The sequence below is a fragment of the Saccharothrix ecbatanensis genome (assembly GCF_014205015.1).
Classification (GTDB): domain Bacteria; phylum Actinomycetota; class Actinomycetes; order Mycobacteriales; family Pseudonocardiaceae; genus Actinosynnema; species Actinosynnema ecbatanense.
Window position 1 is genome coordinate 3762692 of record NZ_JACHMO010000001.1, and the last position, 18209, is coordinate 3780900.

Sequence of the window (18209 nt, forward strand, 5' to 3'; positions counted from 1 at the left end):
CTCCCTCAGCGCGTCGAGCCCGCGGGGACCGCGAGCGCGTAGGAGTGGTCGACGAGGGTGCCGGCATCGGCGGTGAGTGCGCGGCGCACGCTCTGCACGATCTCCTTGGACCGCAGCGCGAGCAGGCTGAACGAACCGGCGTCGCCGAGGCCGTGCGTGGTCTCGCACAGCCCGTTGATGTAGATCGGCGGGATGCCGCGGGCGCTGGAGGCGGCCTCGACGCGGTAGTCGAACGCGACCGACAGGCCGAGCTGGTCGTCCACCCGCAGGATGCCCGCGAGGTCGGCCAGCAGCGGCGGCAGCTGCTCCTCCCGCTCGTGCACACCCAGGTCGCGGTAGCCGGTGGCGAGAATGAGCCGGTCCACGGGCAGCGCGTCGTGCTCACCGGTGATCTGCTCGACCATCTCCAGCACGACGCGGTCGCCGTCGACGCGCGCGCCGTCGATGCGGCGGTTGGTCCGCATGGTCAGCCGGCTGCGGCCATCCAGCTCGTCCTCGTGGATGCGCATGTAGAGCGCGTCGATGACGTCGCGATCCGCGGAAGAGTAGTTCGTCGGCCGGAGCTGGTCGCGCAGCCGCTGCTTGCCCTCGGGCGAAGCGTTGAAGTAGTACGAGACGAACTCCGGGAAGTACACCTCCTCAGAGAACGGGCTGGTGTCCTTGAGGCGGTAGCCGTAGCCGGACATCACGTTGACGATCTTGGCCTTGGGCAGCCGGCCCACCAGGTCCAGCACCACCTCGGCCGAACTCTGGCTGGCGCCGACCACCGCGATCGTGCCGGTGTAGTCGTGGTCCAGACCGGCGATGCCGTTGAGGTAGGTGGAGGTGTGGAACACCGAGGGCGTGTCCAGGTGCCGGAACACGGGCGGGATGTTGGCCGTGCGGCCGGGCGCCACGACGATCGAGCGGGCGTGGCAGACCCGGCCGTCGGCCGTACGGGACTCGACCAGGCGCTGCCCGCCGGAGGTCCGGACCACGCTGACGCCGTCGACGTCGCGGTCGTACTCCACATCGGCGGGCACCTGCTCGGCGACCCACTGGATGTAGCGGGCGAACTCCTTGCGCAGCGGGAAGTGGCTGGGCAGGTTCAGGTGCTTGAACAGTCTGCCGTTCTCGTGCAGGTAATTGGTGAAGGTGTAGCGGCTGCGCGGGTTGCGCGGCGTCACCAGGTCCCGGATCGGGCTGTTCTGGATGTCCGCGCCATCCAGCAGCATCCCCGGCTGCCAGTGGGTGACCGACGACCGCTCTAAGAATTTGACCCTGGCTGCGGGCCACAGCTCGTCCAGGGCCACCGCAAGCGCGATGTTCGCCGGTCCGAACCCGACGCAGACCAGGTCAAGAACATCGGATGGATCAACGTCCACGAGTCGGACCCCCAGAACGTCCGCACCGGGACCGCTCCCCTCGTTCGACATAACTTTCCGTCAACACCCTTCATTGTGAGTTTCCGAATGGCGACCATCGGGCTTGGCTGTGAGTGATTCACAGCTATCGGAGACGAGGCATCGGCACACGCGTATACGGCCCGTCTCTCGACTCCTCTGCCGGGCGAATCACGAATAACATCCGCAGATTTTCTGGCGATGTCGACTAGAATTTCGCTTCCCAGTTGATGGGCGAGATCCCGGTCTGCCCCGCACCCCTACCGCCGACGCGAACCCCACCGCGGTCCGCATCCACCGGCCGATCACGCCTTAGGAACCGACCGTGACCAGCGCATACTCAATTGGGGAACAGAGTCCTGCGAGGTGCCCATAACACCCCGTCAGCAGCGCACTCGCTCGTCGGAGCGCAGACCGACCGGACGGCGTCCCCATGTCCGCTCTCGCCTAGCGCCACCGGTCGCCGCGTCTGACCAGGAAGTTCGAGAAGACGTACCGCCAAGGAACCACGGCCAGGATGACGACGACCCAGAGGATCTCCATGGCCGACGCCCAGGTGTCCGGGTCCATCTGCTGGTTCAGCCACAGCGGCAGCGCGACGGCTACGAGCCAGGTCAATTTCCAGGCCACCTCGAACAGCAGGACCGGCAGCATCTGTACCGGATACCGCAGTCCGAAGAAGGCGAGGATGGACATCGCCACCAGCATGCAGGTGACCACACTGCTCATCAACGGCCATGGTCGGTCGTGGTTGAAGAGGTCGGGCCACCTGTACACCGCCAGGCCGCCGCCGAGTACCAGGTACCCCAGCCGCAGCAGGTGCAGGCGCCACAGCGGCAACTCACCGCGCGGTGGAGGGCTGAGCTCTGGGGACGGGTTGGTCGTTGCAGGTTTCATCGGATGTCTCCGTCGAGTTGTGGTGGTGCGGCGGCTGGCGGCGTCGATCGCAGGGTGACCACGTCGATCGCAGGGTGACCACTTCGTGGCCGCGCAGCGCCTCGAGGAACGGCTGAAAGCTGCCAGCGACCAGGCAGCGCACGATCGAACCGTCCCGCTCGACCTTGCTGACGCCCGACGCCCGCTCGATCCGCGCCACCGGTGGTGCGCCGACGAAGCTGACCTCGACCCGCTGGACAGGGAGTTGCGCTGGCATGTCCGCCACGGTAGGGACGGTGCAGGGTGCGGCCATCGGTGGCAGTACTGAGTCAGTACCGAACCTGACCAGGCAAGATCAAATCAGTGGCGGCCGTAGTACCTTCGGAACATGGCCAAGCGCGCCCAGCGGTTCGGTAACCTGCCTGCCGAGGCGCCGAGTTTCGTCGGCCGCCGTGACGAGTTGGCCGAGGTCAGGAGGAAGCTGACCGCCGCGCGTCTGGTCAGCCTGGTCGGTCCGGGTGGTGTGGGCAAGACCCGCCTGGCGGTCCGTATCGCCACCGATCTCGGGCGAGGATTCCCCGGGGGCGCCTGGCTGGTGGAGCTGGCCAACGTGCGTGACCCGGCGCTGGTCACCAATGCGGTGATGGCAGCGCTCGACCTGCGTGACCAGGCCGCGACCGAGCCGGTGAATCTGCTGCGGTCGTACCTGCGGGACAAGGAACTGTTGCTGGTGCTCGACAACTGCGAGCATCTGCTCGACGCGACAGCGCGGATGGTCGATGACGTGCTCCGAGCGGCGCCCGGCGTACGCGTGGTCGCGACCAGCCGGGAACCGCTGTCCGTGGCGGGTGAGCACGTGCTGCCGGTGCCGCCGCTGGATCTCCCGTCGCCACACGCCGAATCGCTCGCCCGGACGAGCTTGAACGACGCGGTCCGGCTGTTCGTCGAGCGGGCTGCCGAGGCGACGGGTCGCTTCGAGCTGACCGAGGCGAACCGGGCCGCCGTGGTCGACGTGTGCCGGCGGCTGGACGGGCTGCCGCTGGCCATCGAACTGGCGGCGGTGCGGACCCGTGCGCTGAGCCCGGACCAGATCCGGGACCGGTTGAGCGACCGGTTCGAGCTGCTCACCGGCGGCAACCGGGCGGCGCTCCCGCGCCACCAGACGCTGCACACCGCGATCGATTGGAGCTACAACCTGCTCACGCCGGCCGAGCAGACGTTGTTGATGCGGCTGTGCGTGTTCGCCGGCCGATACACGGTCGACGACGTGGAGGCCGTCTGCTGCTCCGACGACCTGCCGGCGGCGCGAGCGCTGGACCTGCTGTCGGCGTTGCTCGACAAGTCGTTGCTGGTCAAGGAGGACGCCGCCGGGCTTGCCTGCTACCGGCTGCCCGAAACGATGCGGGAGTACGCGCGGCGCAAGCTGCGCGAGTCCGGCGACGCGGACGCCGTGGAGCTGCGCTGCGCCGACTACTACCTGTCCCGGTGTCGGCAGCTCGCCGCGACCGGTCGGTACCGGCTGCTGCCGTCGCTGGCGTGGGTGGACCTGGAGATCGACAACATCCGGGCCGTCTTGCGAACGAGCATCGACCGCGACGACCTCCGCCGCGCGGTCGGCGTGGCGACGGACCTGATCTGGTACTGGATCACCCGGGCGACCACCGAGGGCGTGCGCTGGCTCGACGAGTTGCTGGCCAGGCCGGTCGCCGATCCCTGGACGTATTTCGCGCGGGGCTTCCTGGGCGTGGTCCAGAACGATCCGAACGCGGCGACACGCGCGCTCGATCGTGGCGTGACCGCTGCCCGCGTGGCCGGACTGCCGGACGCGCTGTCGCAAACCCTTGCCATGGCGTCGATCGCGGCGACCGGGCGTGGCGACCGGGCGTCCGCACAACGACTTCTCGATGAGTCCCGGACCGTCGCCGGCACGCTGGACGATTTGGGTGCCACCCTCATGACGTATCAGGCTCAGGCACTGAAAAGCCTCGCCGATGGCGACTTCGCCGCGGCCACGGCAGCGGCCGCCGAAGGCGTCCGGCTCAGCCGCGAGGCAGGCGACCTCTACAGCCTCGGCATGATGTTGATGAACCAGGGCTACGCGGCGCTCCGGTCGGGTGCCCTGCGGGATGCCGAGGTGTGGCTCGCCGAAGGGTTGCGGATCGCCCACCAGATCGACGACCGGGTGGCGCAGTGCTACCTCCTCGGTGCGCTCGGGTGCTGCGCCGCAGCCGAACGCAGGCCGCAGCCGGCCGCGGAACTTCTCGGTGCGATGGAGAACCTGCGTGCCGAGATCGGGGCCACTGTCCTCCCGAGCATGGCGCCGGCGCTGGCCCAGGCCACCCGGTCAGCCACCGCAGCGCTCGGTGCGGCGGCGTTCGACTCGGCCTACCAGACCGGCCGGCAACTGAGCCGGGACGCTGCGGTACGGCTCGCGCTGCGCGCGCCCGCTGCCACAGCACCAGTGGCCGAATCGAGCTCTGGCATCCTCAGCCGACGTGAACTCGATGTCGCGCGGCTTGTGCCCGAAGGTCTGAGCAACAAGGAGATCGGCGCCCGGCTGTTCATCTCCGAGCGCACGGTCGAGAGTCATGTCCGCAACATCCTGACCAAGCTCGGCTTCACCTCGCGAACCCAGGTCGCCATCTGGATGGCGGCGCAGAGCGCGCTGGGGTGACCGCTCGCAGGCCGCGGCTGTGCATCCCCGGGCGACCGCGACGCTGTGCGCGTCGACCTGTCCGCTCGCAGGCCGGCGCCTTGCCTGTGGGACTCTGACGCCCAAATCGGCTATGCGGTGAGGTGGAGTCTGGCGAGGTGGCTGGTGCTCCGCTGTCTGGGTGATGAGCCGTTCCACCATGCGTCCAGGCGGATCAGGTTGAGGGCGGTGGCGGCGAAGGGCTGGCGCTGCCCCAGGGTCGGCCCGTAGACCTGGCCACCCTTGGCGTTGCGATCCTCGCCAGCCCCGAAGGGCTGGCGCTGCGCCGGTGTCTTCCAACGTGGCTGCCACGTGTTCTCCCCGTTGCGATCCTCGGTGACCTGGAAGTAACCCTCGATGTGGCTGGGCTGCGTCCTTCGCCGCGTCAACCCATTCGCTACTCCCTGTATGCATTTGGTGCGTATCGGTAAACAGAGTCAGGCCTCTTTTTGAGTCAAGTCGGGTCAACCCAGTCGAGTGATGTCCCGTCCGTGCGCACACGAAGGGGCCCTTCTTCTTCCCTATGGAAGATGAAGGAGTGCGGAGCGGGCGGAAGGAGTGCGGACTGGGCGGGCCGTCGCAGCGTGTTGCCCGAATGGCGGACGATGCCTACGGGTACCGCTGTCGCCAACTGCTCTCTGCGGGTGAATCCAGCATGAGGCGCCGTCACCACGGTGGTGGTGCCGCGTCACCTCGACACACATCACCTCTCCGACGCCGAGGACCGACCGCACATGACCGTGTCCACCCCTTCACGCCCCGCGACGCTGGCCGAGTGGATCGCCGCCACCGTCCCACCGGGCATTCCCGCCCTGGATGCCGCCCCGACTGGGGTGTTGAAGTTCCTGTTCTACGGTCGGGCCTCCACCGCCGAGCACCAGGATCCGCGCACCTCCAGGGCGTGGCAGTTCGACGTCGCCCACGGCTCGTCGACGGGCACGGCACGATCGTCGGCGAGTACTTCGAGACCGCCTGCTCCCGCCAGGTGCCCTGGCCCCAACGTCCCCAGGCAGCGGCCTTGCTCCGCGCCATCGCCCCAACTCGACACCCTGCGTGTCGTGCTCGAACAGCACGGTGTGCAGTTGTGGCTGCCGGAGGCTGGTGGTGTCGTGCGGTTCGGCAGTTCTCTGCACGAGGCGCTGCTGACCGTCCTCGCGGCCCGCTCGCAGGGGCCGAGATCGTGCGATCCCGACATCGGGTCACGATTGCCATGCGCACGCAGACTGTCGAGCAGGGCCGTTACCTCGGTGGCCGGCCACCGTACGGCTACCGACTCGTCGACGCCGGAGCACACCCCAACCGCGCCCTCGCACGCCGGGCCCGGTCGACGGGGAGGACGACCGGTGGCAGCTCGGGGGCGGGCGGCAGGACCACCACGGGGCCGATCCGCAGCTGGGCCGTGGTCTCGCCGCCGAACAGGTGATCCGCACGAACGCGGACGCCTGCGGCCCAACCAACGCCGGACCGATCCCACAAGGCCGGTGCCAGTGCCCATAAGTCGGGTGCCGCCCGAGGTGGCTGCGTGGTAGCGGCCCGGATAGGAGCGAGGACGGGTCGACCTGCACGATCTGGCCCTCGGAGCGTTACAGCTCAAAGGCGCTGACCTTCGTGGAACCGATTTCCACAGCGCCTACCTCTCAGATTCCGATCTTGTAGAGGCTCGCCTCGAAGAGGCGGAACTGGGGTCGACGCTCCTGTATCGCGCGTTGCTGGAAGGGGCACACCGGTAGCCGCACGTTGGTCTCCCGGTGAGTGGCCACACCACATGATCGCGTGTCCAGGGCAAGACGACGCGCTGGGTCCGTCGTGCGGGCCGTACCCGAGTCGGCCCATCTGCCTCCGACAACAACGACACCGACCACACCTCGGTCAGCCTCGCCCGGTGTTCGCCGTCGTCGTCGCGAGGACCAGCTCCAATCCCGCGGACGCCAGCGGGCGCGTCCTGGTAGCACACCCGACTCCGGTCCGCGTCGCCTTTCCAGGCCCTGACAGTTACCGACCGCAGCGACCTGAAGCCGATCCTGGTGGGAATGGTGGACAAGGGCGGGATCATCATGAGATGAGTTCGGATGGTGCGGCACGGCCGCGTAGGGTCTCGCCGCCTGTGGTGGTGCCGGGACCGTTGGCGGAGCTGAAGGGTGCCCTGTACGGGCTGTACTTATCAGCGTTCCCGATCACGCTGGACCGCATCCGGGCGCGAATCGGGGAGTTGGCGGAAGGCGAGGAGGTCTCGGATCCGACGGCGACCGAAATGTCGGTGGAGACCATCCGCTCCATTCTGAGTGATCCGGTCGTTCCCGCTGATGTACGGAAGGTGACTGCGGTGGCCGCCGCTCTGCTGCACGCGCATCCGGTGCCGGAGGTGGTGCCGGTGGTGCGAGGGCATCCGGAGATCGAGCGGATGCGCCGTCTGTGGGAAACCGCCGCCATCCATCGTCCGCCCGGTCGGGTGATCACCGAGGTAGGTGCGGGTGAGCTGGAAGTTCACCGGGCGCTTCCGGCGGCCGGTGAGAATCCGGACGCGCTGCCCCATTACATCGCACGGCCCCACGATCGCGAGCTTGACGACCTGGTCGAGGCGGCCCTGGGTGTACCGGCGCGGTCGGGGATCGTGGTGCTGGTCAGCGACTCGTCCTCGGGTAAGACCCGGGCTCTGTTCGAGGCCCTGCACCGTCCTGTTCCGCGTACCGGCCGGCCTGGTGGCATCTCGGGGCGGCGGGACACCGAGCGCAGCCTTGCCAAGACGGGGTGGCGGGTGTGGCCGCCATTGACCCCACAGCTCCCGCGCCGGTTCCTCGACGAACTGGCCCAAGTGGAGCCGGGCACAGTGGTATGGCTCAACGAAGCCCAGCGGTACCTGATCGAACCGGACCGGGACACCGCCCAGGCCATCGCCGCCGGACTGCGTACCCTGCTGACGGACCCGGCGCAGACCCCGGTGCTGGTGCTCGGCACGCTGTGGCCGTCCTACCTCGACCAGATCATGCGCCGCCCGGCAGCAGGCCAGGCCGACCTGTTCGCCGACGCCCGTGCGCTGCTGACCGGACACACGATCCGGGTTCCCGAGGCATTCACCAGCCAGGAGTTGGACGCCGCGCGTGCCAGCGAAGACCCGCGGCTGCGAAACGCAGCCCAAGCCGCAGACATCGACACGATCACCTTGTCGACGCGATCCGGCGCCGCAGGACGGCAGCGCGTGCCGGTGACGCAGTTCCTGGCCGGTGTACCTGGGTTGCTGGACTACTACGCCACCGCCTCCACCACGGCGTTGGCGGTGCTGAGCGCGGCGATGGACGCCCGGCGCCTGGGCCACAGCGAGTGGCTGCCACTGGACCTGCTCCATCACGCCGCACCCGACTATCTCGACCCCTACGAGCAACAGCGGCATCTTGCCGATCAGGACTGGTTCACCACCGCCCTGGACGAGCTCACCGCACCTCGCATCGCCGCAGCGCGTGCGCTACACCGGCCACCGGTGACTCCCGGACAGCCGATCGTCGACCATGTTCGTCTGGAGGACTACCTCGACCAGCACGGTCGACGCACCCGCGACGACCTGTGCCCGCCACAGGGCTTCTGGGACGCTGTCCACCAACACGCCGCCACTGCCGAGGACCATGCCCGACTCGCAAAGACAGCCCATGTGCGGCACCGTCTGCACATCGCCGACATGCTCTGGCGTCGAGCCGCGGACAGAGACAGGACCACGGCGCTGATCCTCGCGGCAGACGCACGTGAACGGGCCGGAGACCGTGCTGGCGCCGAGAGACATTTCCGCCACGCTGCCGCCGCAGGTGACGCCTACGCGTTGACGCGATTGGCCCGAATACGGGAACAGGCAGGCGACCACGCCGGGGCCGAAGTGCTGCTCCGTCGTGCCGTTGATGCGGGCCATCCACCGGCTCGGGTCGAGTTGGCGCAGATGCGCGTTCAGGCTGGTGATCGTGCCGAGGCCGAGCAACTGCTTCGCGCCGGCGCCGACAGCGGCCACTACTGGGCGATGTCCGAATTGGGGGCGATGCTCATTCAGGCTGGTGATCGTGCCGAGGCCGAGCAACTGCTTCGTACTGTCGCCGACACCGGCAACGGCTGGGCGATGATGGAGTTGGCGGACATGTGTATTCAGGCCGGTGATCGCACTGAGGCCGAGCGGCTTCTCCATCGCGCGGCCGACGCGGATCACCCGATGGCCCTGCCCCGACTGGTCGAGATGCGACTCGAAGCCGGTGACCGAGCAGGGGCCGAGGAACTCCTTCGCCAGGCCGCCGACACAGGCACCCCCTACGCGTTGACGCACCTGGCGAGACTCCGTGGGCAGATCGGCGGTCGTGCCGAAGCGGAGGCCGTCTACCTGCGCGCCGCTGACAGTGGTGACGTCCACGCCCTGGTCCTGCTGGCCGGGACGCGGGAGCAGACCGGTGACCGGGCCGAAGCCGAGCTGCTACTTCGTCGTGCTGCCGATGCCGGCCATCCGGGAGCGCCCTCACTGCTGGCGGAGATGCGCGTCCAGGCCGGTGATCGTGCCGGAGCCGAGGAGCTTCTGCTTCAGGCTGGCGACAAGGGTTATTACCAGGCGTTGATCCAGCTGGCCGAGATGCGCGAACAGGACGGGGACCGCATCGCTGCCATGGAACTTCTTCGTCGCGTCGCGGACAGCGGCAACGCTTACGGCGTGATCGACTTCGCGGAGAGGAACAGCGGACACGAGACATGGGATCGGCTCGTGCGGTTCGGGCTGGAACCGGACGGCTCGGTATCGGCACCTTGGTGAGGACCACGCAGCGCACGCTGTTCCGATGCCTGCCGGATGTCGCCTGCCCTTGGCGGACAGGCGACACCCAGCGTCGCATCTCTCGGCGCCCGAGGTGTCGAGCAGAGCCCGGTCCGGCCCGCCGGGGCGAAAAACATCCTGATCGGTGACGGGTCAGAGCAGTTCGAGGAGTCGGTCGAGCAACGAGCGGGCGGCTCCGGCGCAGGCACCGCGCACTGCTGCGGCGATCAGAACGAGCCGGGTCCAGCGGCCGCGGCGCGGACGGGGTGCGGGGGTGGCGGACATGGTGGTCTCCCGGTGTGGTGGACGAACGGGGGTGAGCCGGCTCATGTCCACCGTGCAGGAAGTGAGATCAGGCAAGGACGAGTCCGGACGAGCCGGACCGGGCGTTGCTCGAGCGTGAGGGTGTCGGGCCTGGTCGGCAGATGTGGCGGGGTCGGCGAGTTGGGGTGGTTGTCGGATGAGTCCGGATGGCGGGATGGACAGCCAACGGCTGGTGGACACCTAGGCCCCTGATGCCACGGAGTCCAAACGGTGTCCTCATCGGCCATTCCTGAAAGTCGAGATGGAATGGACGGACTTCCCCCCGGGGATGCGGACTCGTCCGCTAGGTAGACGAAGTGGTCCCGCCCTTGCGATCGTCATCGACTCGACTTTGTTCCGGCAGGGCATCCTCTGTCGGGTCCCGCCGTGGACAGTGACGGTGAACACGGGTAGTGGGACGGGCACGTATCGCCTGAGTGAACCTGTGGGGTGCCAGAACTCTGCATCGGGCGGGTGAGCTGCGGAATCGTGCACCATGCCCAGCGGAGGCATGATCCCCGGGCATGGCGTTACGACTGCTTTACCTGATCTTCGTTCGACTCGGCGAGTGGCTCGTGCTTCTCGGCCGGTCCTTCGCGGCCAAGGACGTCGAACTGCTGGTGCTGCGACACGAGATCGCCGTGCTGCGCCGGACCACTCCCCGCCCGCGGCTGGGAGTGGTCCGATCGTGCGGTGCTCGCCGCGTTGATGCGCCGACTCCCCCGTCGGCTGCGCGAGCAGCGGTTGGTGACACCGGCCACCGTCCTGCGCTGGCACCGACGCCTAATCGCGAGGCGACACGACCGGCCGCACCGGCCACCGGCCGGAGGGAGGCTCGACTGGGACGAGCGGGTACCCCTTGACCTCTTCAATCTGCACTTCGACCACAGGTGACGAGCTGCTGTTGATCACTGCCACCTGGTCGATGCCTTGGAACAAGCCGAACTCCCCGCGCACGAGCATGGCCACGGCACGCTGCCGCCGCCGTTCCCGTGCCTCGACCTCGCGAGCGCCCTGCTCGGCGATCCGGGCGGAGTCCCGCGCGCCGCGCCTGGCGATCGCCAGGGCGACGACCACGGCGGCGAAGCTGCCAAGAGCACCGGCACTGCCCGGCCGCTCCCCACCAGTCCGCGCTCTGCCTCATCAGCCAGCCGAACGGCGTCGACAGCAGCGGCCTCATGATCAGGGTCAGCTCGCCGACCACGATCACGCCGAGCGCGCTCCACCGCAGGATCGACACGTGCTGGTGCATGTCGGCAGGCACCGTCATCCGCACCTCCCAATGGCGTGGACGAGACCGTACCGGCGCAATCTCCAGACCTCACCGCCTCACCCTGGCCCTGGCGTACGTTCTGCTTATGTCTGCGGTCTTGGAGTGGGTCAAGGCGGTCGGCCTCGGCTCGATCATCGGCGTCATCGTCGGCGCACGGCTCACCCGCCGGTCGCAGGACCACCAGTTCCAACGTCAAGCGGTCGCGCAACGGGTCGATCGAGCACGAACGGTCTACCAGGATGCGAAGGTCCTCGGGCACCGCCTAAGCAGCACGCTCACTGCCCCACGAGGAGGAGAGTCGGAACTGCCGACCCGGGAGAAAGCCGACCAGGCCCGAGAGCTGCATCGCGAGTTGTTCGAGGCGACCGTGAGACTTAGCAGCGAAGGTGCCATTGCGATCGCCCACCAGTACTCCCGCGCGATGAGTCAGAGCCAGTGGCTCTGCGCGATGATCAACGGTGAGATGGAAGTACGCCCTCCGCTAGGTCTCGACGACTACTGGAAGACCTGGCACAACTTCGCCCTGGAGCTGGACGCCGCCGACATGCTGTGGGAGAGGTGGCAGGATGAGCAGTTGTCGCCCAGCAGTAGGGGCATGTGGCCCTTCCGTCGCAAGCAAGCGACGCAGACCACGCAGGCGATCATCCCGTAGTTCGCCTACAGCCCCGGGCGAACGTTAGGACAGCACCCTGCTTCCGCGCCGCTCGACATGCGCAGACGTCTCAGGTGAACTGACCCAGCTTCGGTAGGGACTGAACCTGGTCGTTCAGGCCGTCGTACAGGGCGCTCAGGTCTGCGGGGTCGACGTCGAGCGCCGCCGCCGCGGAGTCGGCACCGCCGGTCGATATGAGGAACGGCGCTCAGAACACCGGATCGCCGACCAGATCGGTTCGATCCACCAGGATGTCGTCCGGAACAACGGGTGTGATCCGGTCCACGTAACCGGAATCCGCAGCACCGCAGTATTCCACGAGCTTTCCCACGCGCTCGCCCTACCGGTTGACCGCTCGATTCAGCCGGTGCAGGTAGGCGACGTCGATCGACGGGGCGACAGATGCGGACGCGGGTGCGGTGGCGAGGTTGACACCCACTGAGGCCAAGAGGTTCGTCAGCCACGCCCATTCCGGGAGTGCCGCGCCCGCGGTGGCGGTGGCGGTGGCGACCACCGCCGAGATCTGGCGCCGGGTTTTCGACAGCAGACCGCGTCCGGCTCCACGCCAGTCTTCCAGCGCCTCCTTCAGTTCGGGCCTGAGCCGGTCCACTGCGGCTTCACGATCGGGCGTTGTGAGGCGCAGTGAGGCGAGCAGCTTTTCGATGCTGTCGACCAGGCGTTGCCGTTCGTCGGCGTGCCTCAGCCGAAACTCGATGATCTGGGGCAACGGGATGTCGTCGCCGGGTACCGGCAGCATGTCGGCGAGGTCGAGCAGCACGCCGTGACCGCGTTCGCCGTAGACGGGAGTGGTGGCCAGTTCGTGGGCGCTGCGCCGGTCGGTGTAGGGGCGCAAGTCGGGTCGTATGGAGCCGATGTAGCGGGCCATGGTCGCCAGGACCAAGTGCTGTACGACGGGAGCGACTCTGAGCACGAACGCGTCCTGCCGGGCCAGGTTGCGCTCAAGGAGCCAGTCTCTGAGGCGGGGACCGACCTTGTCGGTCACCAGCCAGGAGTCGGTCCGTGACCGGGCAGCCGCATGGTGCGGAACGACCAGGTCATCGGCCGGCACCTGGTCGATGACCTGGGTGAGGTGATCCAGCATCGTGTATATCGACACTCCCGGCAGCGCCGGACTCGGCAGCTTGGATTCCCACGGGTCGCGGTAATCGTCATGACGCAGGAACGGCACCGGGGTGTAGAAGTGCGGCAACTGCTCGTCCGCGGTCTTCGGCCACCAACGCGACGACACGTCGTGGTCGTACTCGGGAGGCACGATCGGGGCCAACTCATCACTGTAGAGCAACGCCTGCACCAACACGTGCCGCGGCGGCTCGATGAACGGGTAGTACAAGATCCCTGCCATGGGCACGCGAGTGTAGCCAACGCCACGCCGTCCTGCGCGGAGTTCCCGTACGTCCGCCTCCCTACCCGGGATGGATCACTCGGATGGGTCGTTGAAGAACTTCGCCGATGGGCCTTCGGCGGAACGTGTGGTTGTGGTGAAGCCCGCCGACCGGGTAACCGATGCGCCGTGCGATCGTGCAGGCTGGTTGGTTCACGGTGCTTGTCACGTGAGCCTCCAACGGCTGTTCAGCACTCGGCCTCACCGCCCGGCGGAGTTCACGGGGCACGAAGTCCGGTGCGGTGGGGGCACCGGGCGACGACCCGGTGCCCCCACGAGTTGCGACTCCTGCAGCAGCTGTCCAATCGGCCGAGCCACGTCGAAGGTGCGACTGGCAGCGCCTCTACCTCGGCAAACTCCGCGAGGTTCGATTGATAGCTAAACCTACCCGGTTTGGATATGACCACCAGTACGCGGGCCATGGCCGCGCCGCTGCCCATGCCGATGCTCGACTCCCGGCATGCCGCCGGGCCGTCGGATCTGGTGTAGGACAGGTGGCGTTGGCGCGCAGGGTGGCGAACTGGGCGCGTAGGTCGCTCAGGTCGCGGTGCCGTCGAATCGGAAGTCATCGTCGACAAGGTCGAGAAGTGCGAACGCTCGGCGCGGTATTGCAGTTTCGGTTTCCTCCGTCACCCTGGTCCAGTCGACGTCGACCGACGTGATCGCCTCGATCAGCGCCGCTTCCGGGCGGCCGCCTGCCACTGCAAGGGAACGCACTGCGGCGTCCAAGTCGTGGCAGTCGAGCAGGATCGGCCCGTGCATGGTGGCTGTTCGACTCGGCGGCATCCGACAATCCTAGAGCGGCCGTCTGCCCTGTCAGAGGTGTATATGGGCGGTAGGTGCCCGCGCTGGAGTTGGGGTCGAGGGGATGCGAGGCGCTGCTCGAACGCTGCGCTCAGTCCGTGTCGACCACCGTTGACCGCACCTGCTGAGCCGCCTCCACAGCCTCCGGACGCGAGTGCCCGTCTCGGGAGACTGCTGATGGTCGGGCGGGTTGTCGGTGGTGGTCGGTAGATTCCGACGTCTTCAACAGTGCGTTCGAGGTGGGTGGGTCATGGACTTCTCGGTGCTGCCGCGTGGGCAGATCGAATGGATGGCGCTGATCGACGCCCTCGGCAAGACCGACGACCGGGTCGAGCGGCACTTCCTGGAGCTGAAGTCCGATGTCGATCTCACCGGGACGGCGGGCCGGGCGAAGGTGGTCAAGTTCATCCTCGGAGCGGCCAACCGGGACCCGGACACCGCGGCCCGCTACTTCCAGGGGCACGCCCTGATGGTCCTCGGGGTCGCTTCCGGCGCGGTCACCGGCATCGCGCCGTTCGAGGCCATGGAACTGGCCCGGTTCGTCGCCCGCTACACCGGCACGCCCGGCCCCCGGTGGGACTTCGAGCGCATCCCCGCAGGCGAGGGCAGGGACGTAATCGTCATCGTCGTCGATCCGCCGACCGGCAGTCTATGGACGTGCCTGAGCGACGGGCCCGAGAAACTCACCGACGGGGCCATCTTCGTCCGGGCCGACGGGGAGACCCGACTGGCCAAGGGCGCGGAGATCCGCGCGATGGTCGACCGGAGCCGACAGCACACCGTCACCGCCGAGCTGGACGTGGCCGTCGTCGGTCGCGCGGTGCGGCACCCGCACGGCTACGACGAGGTGCTGGAGCACTACCTCCAGGCGCATCGCGAGCGGCTCGGTGAAGCATCGGCCCGCGTCAGGATCCGTGCCGGTGCCATCGGCCGGGTCGCCTGGCCCACCGCGTTCGCGTTCGCCGACCGCCGCGATCCGGAGCAGTTCCTGGCGGAGGTCGAGTCCTGGGAACAGGAGGTACGGCAAGCCTGGCCAGCCGTTCTGGACCACCTCGCGGGCTACGCCGGACACGGCACTGTGCTGCGCATCCACAACAGCAGTGACGCGTTCCTGGAGAACGTGCAGGTGCAGATCCACATCGAGGGCGAGGTCACCGCCGTCGACCCGGTCGAGCCCGATCAGGTCGACCTGGCCTCACCGCTGCCGGCCCTTCCCGTCCGGTGGGGCGCCACCACGCTGCTGCCCCCGTCGGCAATGTTCCCCAGCCTCCTGGGCGGCGACGTGATCCGACCAGCCGCCACAAGGACCGGGGTGCTGTACCGCAACGACGGGTCGACGACGCTCACCGTGACGCTGGAGGCACTGCGCCCCCGAAGCGTGCACGACACCGACCCCGACGAGTTCGCCCTGGTCGTCCACGCGCCCGACATCACCGAACTGCGCGGCGCCTGGCGGATCACCGCACGAGGACACCACCGCGTCTACGAAGGCGAACTCACCGTTCCCGTCGCGCAGTTGAACGACGTGGGAGAGGCGATCCGCGCCGTGCTCATCCCCGAGGAGGACACCGACGACGACTCGGACATCGAGGAAGACGAGGACTGAATTCGGCGCCGATGCTGCTTCGACGCCGGTTGGTCCCGCCCACTGTCGTCGCGAGGTCGGCTCAGGTTGGCACGCTCATGGTGCTGTTGGCCGCCGGGATCTTCGGGCGTGCCGCGCGTGGATCCGATCGGTGTCCCTCGGCACGGCGATCCACGAGTACCTCCCGATAACCGTTGGGGGACCAGCCTGCCAACCAGCCCATCGGAACGGTTCCCGGGTCAACGACCCGAGATCGCGGCACTAGCCCATCCGGGCGTATCTCCGAAATCCTTCGTCATCGCGGCGTGGATGCCTCGTCACCTCGGCATCCAACTCCCGTTCCGAGTCAAGGACCGCGCATGATGGTGTCCGCCCTGCCGCTCCCGACCACCCTCGCCGAGTGGATCGCCGCCACCATCCCGCCGGGCATCCCGGCCATGGACGCCGCGCCGGTCGGAAGTCTGCGATTCCTGTTCTACGGCCGCGCTTCCACCCATGAGCACCAGGACCCCCGCACCTCACGGGCATGGCAACTGGATGTCTCCCGCAGACTCACCGATGGGCACGGCCTGATCACGGGCGAGTACTTCGAGGTCGGTTGCTCTCGTCAAGTGCCCTGGCACTTGCGGCCTCGGGCTGCGGCAATGCTGCGCTACATCGCCGCCAACGCGGACCTGGTCGATGCGGTCGTGGTCGGCGAGTACGAGCGCGCCTTCCTCGACGGCGCCCAAGTGCGAGAACTGAGGGCGGTGCTGGAGCAGTACGGGGTGCAACTGTGGCTGCCCGAGGCCGAGGGACCGGTGGACTTCGCCAACCCCGCCCATGAGGCGTTGCTGTCGCTGCTCTCGGCACGCTCACAGACAGAGGTGCTGCGCTCCCGCCACCGGGTCGTCACTGCCATGCGCATGCAGACCGTCGAGCAGGGACGCTATCTCGGCGGCAGACCGCCCTACGGCTACCGCCTCGTCGACGCCGGACCGCACCCGAACCGGGCACTGGCGCGGCGCGGGGTACGGCAGCAGCGGCTCGTGCCGAACCCGGCCACAGCACCCGTCGTGAAGCTGATCTTCTCCTTGCGTCTGGCCGGGCACAGCGCCGCGCATATCGCCCGCCACCTCAACGAGCAGGCCGTGCCCAGCCCGTCGGGGGTGGACGCGGAACGCGAAAGGGCCCAAGTCGATCACGCCAGCTGGTCGCTTCGCACGGTGGTGGAGATCCTGGGCAATCCCCGCTACACCGGCCACCAGGTATGGAACCGCACCAGCGCCGACCGCACCACCCGCTCCCCCACCGGCCGACGGACCAGCATCCGCAACCAGCAACACGACTGGGCCATCTCGACCCGCATCGCCCACACACCGCTCGTAACCGGACAGGACTTCGTCACCGCCCAGACCATCCAGGCCACCAGACAAAGCTCCAGCCAGGCCGACGCCGATGACGGCGAGACCGTCTATCTGCTGGCGGGCCGACTCCAGTGCGGGTTGTGCGGGCGAAAGATGGACTCCCACCGCTCCCACGGACGCGCCGCCTATCGCTGCCGCCACGGCCACACCACCGCCCGGACCCGACCAGCGGGCGCACCGGGCAACCTCTATCTCCGCGAGGACCACCTACTCCCCCGCATCGCCGCACACCTCGCCACCGCGGGCATCGCCGACAACCCCGACCCCGAACAGACCGCACGACTAATCGACGAACTCGGACTCGCCTTCCGCTGCGACGCCGGCAGCGTCACACTCCTCGACCGCAGCACCACCACACAAGCACGCGCACCACGCAGACGCCCCACACCGCAGCCTGTCCACGGCATGCCCGGGAACGAAGACTGTGGACGGACAGGGGGACAGCTCCTGCTGGCCTTGAGCTACACGACCACCTCGGAGGCGGACCAGCCCGACACACCCGCGAGCCAGGTCGACGCACCGGCTCGCGGAACCCGCCCCGCACGGCGGCCTCTCCGCTCGAAACGTCCCGCAGTGCCACAGCGGCGGTACCAGCGCCCCCGGCTTCACGTCGTGTTCGGTGCCACCCGGCCGCGGGACGCCTTCCGGGTCGGGCGAGCCGAGCACCCACCGCCGAGCGAACTCGGCCACGACCCCGGTCGACAGGGCTGGGCACGAAGTACCGGACGCCGCCCACTGCTCCTGCCCTCACGCCGACAGGCGCCCCACCAGCAACGCCCATCAGGTAGGCTTGGAACGACGTCGGGAAACACAATGCCCCACGAAGCTTCCAGATGACCTGGAATTACCTCGCGGGGCGAATTATGTGTCCGAAGATGATCTTGTGTGCTCCCCGTCCGCCGTGGGGACGTGTCACACGAAGAACGTAGCACAGACGAACTTCCGATGTCACACCGTCCACAGTGGGCTGGGCCTGACATAGTGGTGTTACTGGCCACCGCCTTCTTGGTGCGATGGACTTCTGCTGCAACGCCGCGCCGGACGAAATGCCGTTCGGTCAACG

Annotated in this window: 15 protein-coding genes; 7 read left to right on the forward strand and 8 right to left on the reverse strand. The window is 68.1% G+C overall.

What is annotated here, in order from left to right:
- Nucleotides 1-5 precede the first annotated feature (5 nt).
- From F4560_RS15805 to F4560_RS15815, 3 genes are all read right to left on the reverse strand, one after another.
- Nucleotides 6-1364 carry a lysine N(6)-hydroxylase/L-ornithine N(5)-oxygenase family protein gene (locus tag F4560_RS15805; protein WP_221483512.1) on the reverse strand — a complete coding sequence of 453 codons (1359 nt, stop codon included), beginning with the start codon at nucleotides 1362-1364 and terminating at the stop codon, nucleotides 6-8.
- A gap of 465 nt (nucleotides 1365-1829) precedes the next feature.
- Nucleotides 1830-2279, reverse strand: a complete 450-nt coding sequence (locus F4560_RS15810) for a hypothetical protein (protein WP_184920808.1) — start codon at nucleotides 2277-2279, stop codon at nucleotides 1830-1832.
- Nucleotides 2224-2544 carry a hypothetical protein gene (locus tag F4560_RS15815; protein ID WP_184920810.1) on the reverse strand — a complete coding sequence of 107 codons (321 nt, stop codon included), beginning with the start codon at nucleotides 2542-2544 and terminating at the stop codon, nucleotides 2224-2226. Before F4560_RS15815 ends, F4560_RS15810 begins: the two co-directional genes overlap by 56 nt.
- Before the next feature lie 102 nt (nucleotides 2545-2646).
- Between F4560_RS15815 and F4560_RS15820 the strand changes: the two genes are divergently transcribed.
- The gene (locus F4560_RS15820; protein ID WP_184920812.1) at nucleotides 2647-4932 is read left to right on the forward strand and encodes a LuxR C-terminal-related transcriptional regulator; all 2286 of its coding nucleotides are present in this window, start codon (nucleotides 2647-2649) and stop codon (nucleotides 4930-4932) included.
- A 110-nt stretch (nucleotides 4933-5042) separates the two neighbouring features.
- Here the strand turns inward: F4560_RS15820 and F4560_RS15825 are convergent, their stop codons facing one another.
- A complete protein-coding gene (locus F4560_RS15825) occupies nucleotides 5043-5339 on the reverse strand; it encodes a hypothetical protein (RefSeq protein WP_184920814.1) in 297 nt (98 codons plus the stop codon).
- An 821-nt stretch (nucleotides 5340-6160) separates the two neighbouring features.
- On the opposite strand from F4560_RS15825, the gene F4560_RS15830 reads away from it, so the two are divergent.
- The 3 genes from F4560_RS15830 to F4560_RS15840 all read left to right on the forward strand — a co-directional run bounded on the left by F4560_RS15830 (nucleotide 6161) and on the right by F4560_RS15840 (nucleotide 9721).
- Nucleotides 6161-6373: a hypothetical protein gene (locus tag F4560_RS15830; RefSeq protein ID WP_184920816.1), complete on the forward strand. Its 213-nt coding sequence runs from the start codon at nucleotides 6161-6163 to the stop codon at nucleotides 6371-6373.
- 145 nt (nucleotides 6374-6518) lie between these two features.
- Nucleotides 6519-6680 carry a pentapeptide repeat-containing protein gene (locus F4560_RS46635; RefSeq protein ID WP_376775424.1) on the forward strand — a complete coding sequence of 54 codons (162 nt, stop codon included), beginning with the start codon at nucleotides 6519-6521 and terminating at the stop codon, nucleotides 6678-6680.
- 392 nt (nucleotides 6681-7072) lie between these two features.
- Complete coding sequence (locus F4560_RS15840; protein WP_184920817.1) at nucleotides 7073-9721, forward strand: SEL1-like repeat protein; 2649 nt, start codon at nucleotides 7073-7075, stop codon at nucleotides 9719-9721.
- Nucleotides 9722-9874: 153 nt separating this feature from the next.
- Here the strand turns inward: F4560_RS15840 and F4560_RS45600 are convergent, their stop codons facing one another.
- Both F4560_RS45600 and F4560_RS15845 read right to left on the reverse strand, forming a co-directional pair.
- Nucleotides 9875-10006, reverse strand: coding sequence for a hypothetical protein (locus F4560_RS45600; RefSeq protein WP_281391919.1), 132 nt, complete (start codon nucleotides 10004-10006; stop codon nucleotides 9875-9877).
- Nucleotides 10007-10807: 801 nt separating this feature from the next.
- The gene (locus F4560_RS15845) at nucleotides 10808-11101 is read right to left on the reverse strand and encodes a hypothetical protein (RefSeq protein ID WP_184920819.1); all 294 of its coding nucleotides are present in this window, start codon (nucleotides 11099-11101) and stop codon (nucleotides 10808-10810) included.
- Between the two features lie 101 nt (nucleotides 11102-11202).
- Here F4560_RS15845 and F4560_RS15850 point away from each other — a divergent pair, with 101 nt between their 5' ends.
- Nucleotides 11203-11949 (forward strand): hypothetical protein, encoded by a 747-nt coding sequence (locus F4560_RS15850; protein WP_184920821.1) that lies wholly within the window; start codon nucleotides 11203-11205, stop codon nucleotides 11947-11949.
- Between the two features lie 340 nt (nucleotides 11950-12289).
- On the opposite strand, the gene F4560_RS15855 is transcribed toward F4560_RS15850, so the two are convergent.
- Together F4560_RS15855 and F4560_RS15860 are read right to left on the reverse strand one after the other, a co-directional pair.
- Nucleotides 12290-13312 (reverse strand): DUF6236 family protein, encoded by a 1023-nt coding sequence (locus F4560_RS15855; protein ID WP_184920823.1) that lies wholly within the window; start codon nucleotides 13310-13312, stop codon nucleotides 12290-12292.
- A gap of 576 nt (nucleotides 13313-13888) precedes the next feature.
- Nucleotides 13889-14113 (reverse strand): hypothetical protein, encoded by a 225-nt coding sequence (locus F4560_RS15860; RefSeq protein ID WP_221483513.1) that lies wholly within the window; start codon nucleotides 14111-14113, stop codon nucleotides 13889-13891.
- Nucleotides 14114-14405: 292 nt separating this feature from the next.
- Between F4560_RS15860 and F4560_RS15865 the strand changes: the two genes are divergently transcribed.
- Together F4560_RS15865 and F4560_RS15870 are read left to right on the forward strand one after the other, a co-directional pair.
- Nucleotides 14406-15761, forward strand: a complete 1356-nt coding sequence (locus tag F4560_RS15865) for a hypothetical protein (protein ID WP_184920825.1) — start codon at nucleotides 14406-14408, stop codon at nucleotides 15759-15761.
- Between the two features lie 338 nt (nucleotides 15762-16099).
- A complete protein-coding gene (locus F4560_RS15870) occupies nucleotides 16100-17983 on the forward strand; it encodes a recombinase family protein (protein ID WP_184920826.1) in 1884 nt (627 codons plus the stop codon).
- The last annotated feature ends 226 nt before the right edge of the window (nucleotides 17984-18209 follow it).

Coding starts and splice junctions, on each gene's coding strand:
- F4560_RS15810 (WP_184920808.1), bottom strand. CDS start 2,279: ATGAAACCTGCAACGACCAACCCGTCCCCAGAGCTCAGCCCTCCACCG.
- F4560_RS15820 (WP_184920812.1), top strand. CDS start 2,647: ATGGCCAAGCGCGCCCAGCGGTTCGGTAACCTGCCTGCCGAGGCGCCG.
- F4560_RS15830 (WP_184920816.1), top strand. CDS start 6,161: ATGCGCACGCAGACTGTCGAGCAGGGCCGTTACCTCGGTGGCCGGCCA.
- F4560_RS45600 (WP_281391919.1), bottom strand. CDS start 10,006: ATGTCCGCCACCCCCGCACCCCGTCCGCGCCGCGGCCGCTGGACCCGG.
- F4560_RS15850 (WP_184920821.1), top strand. CDS start 11,203: ATGATCAGGGTCAGCTCGCCGACCACGATCACGCCGAGCGCGCTCCAC.
- F4560_RS15855 (WP_184920823.1), bottom strand. CDS start 13,312: ATGGCAGGGATCTTGTACTACCCGTTCATCGAGCCGCCGCGGCACGTG.
- F4560_RS15860 (WP_221483513.1), bottom strand. CDS start 14,113: ATGCACGGGCCGATCCTGCTCGACTGCCACGACTTGGACGCCGCAGTG.
- F4560_RS15865 (WP_184920825.1), top strand. CDS start 14,406: ATGGACTTCTCGGTGCTGCCGCGTGGGCAGATCGAATGGATGGCGCTG.
- F4560_RS15870 (WP_184920826.1), top strand. CDS start 16,100: ATGATGGTGTCCGCCCTGCCGCTCCCGACCACCCTCGCCGAGTGGATC.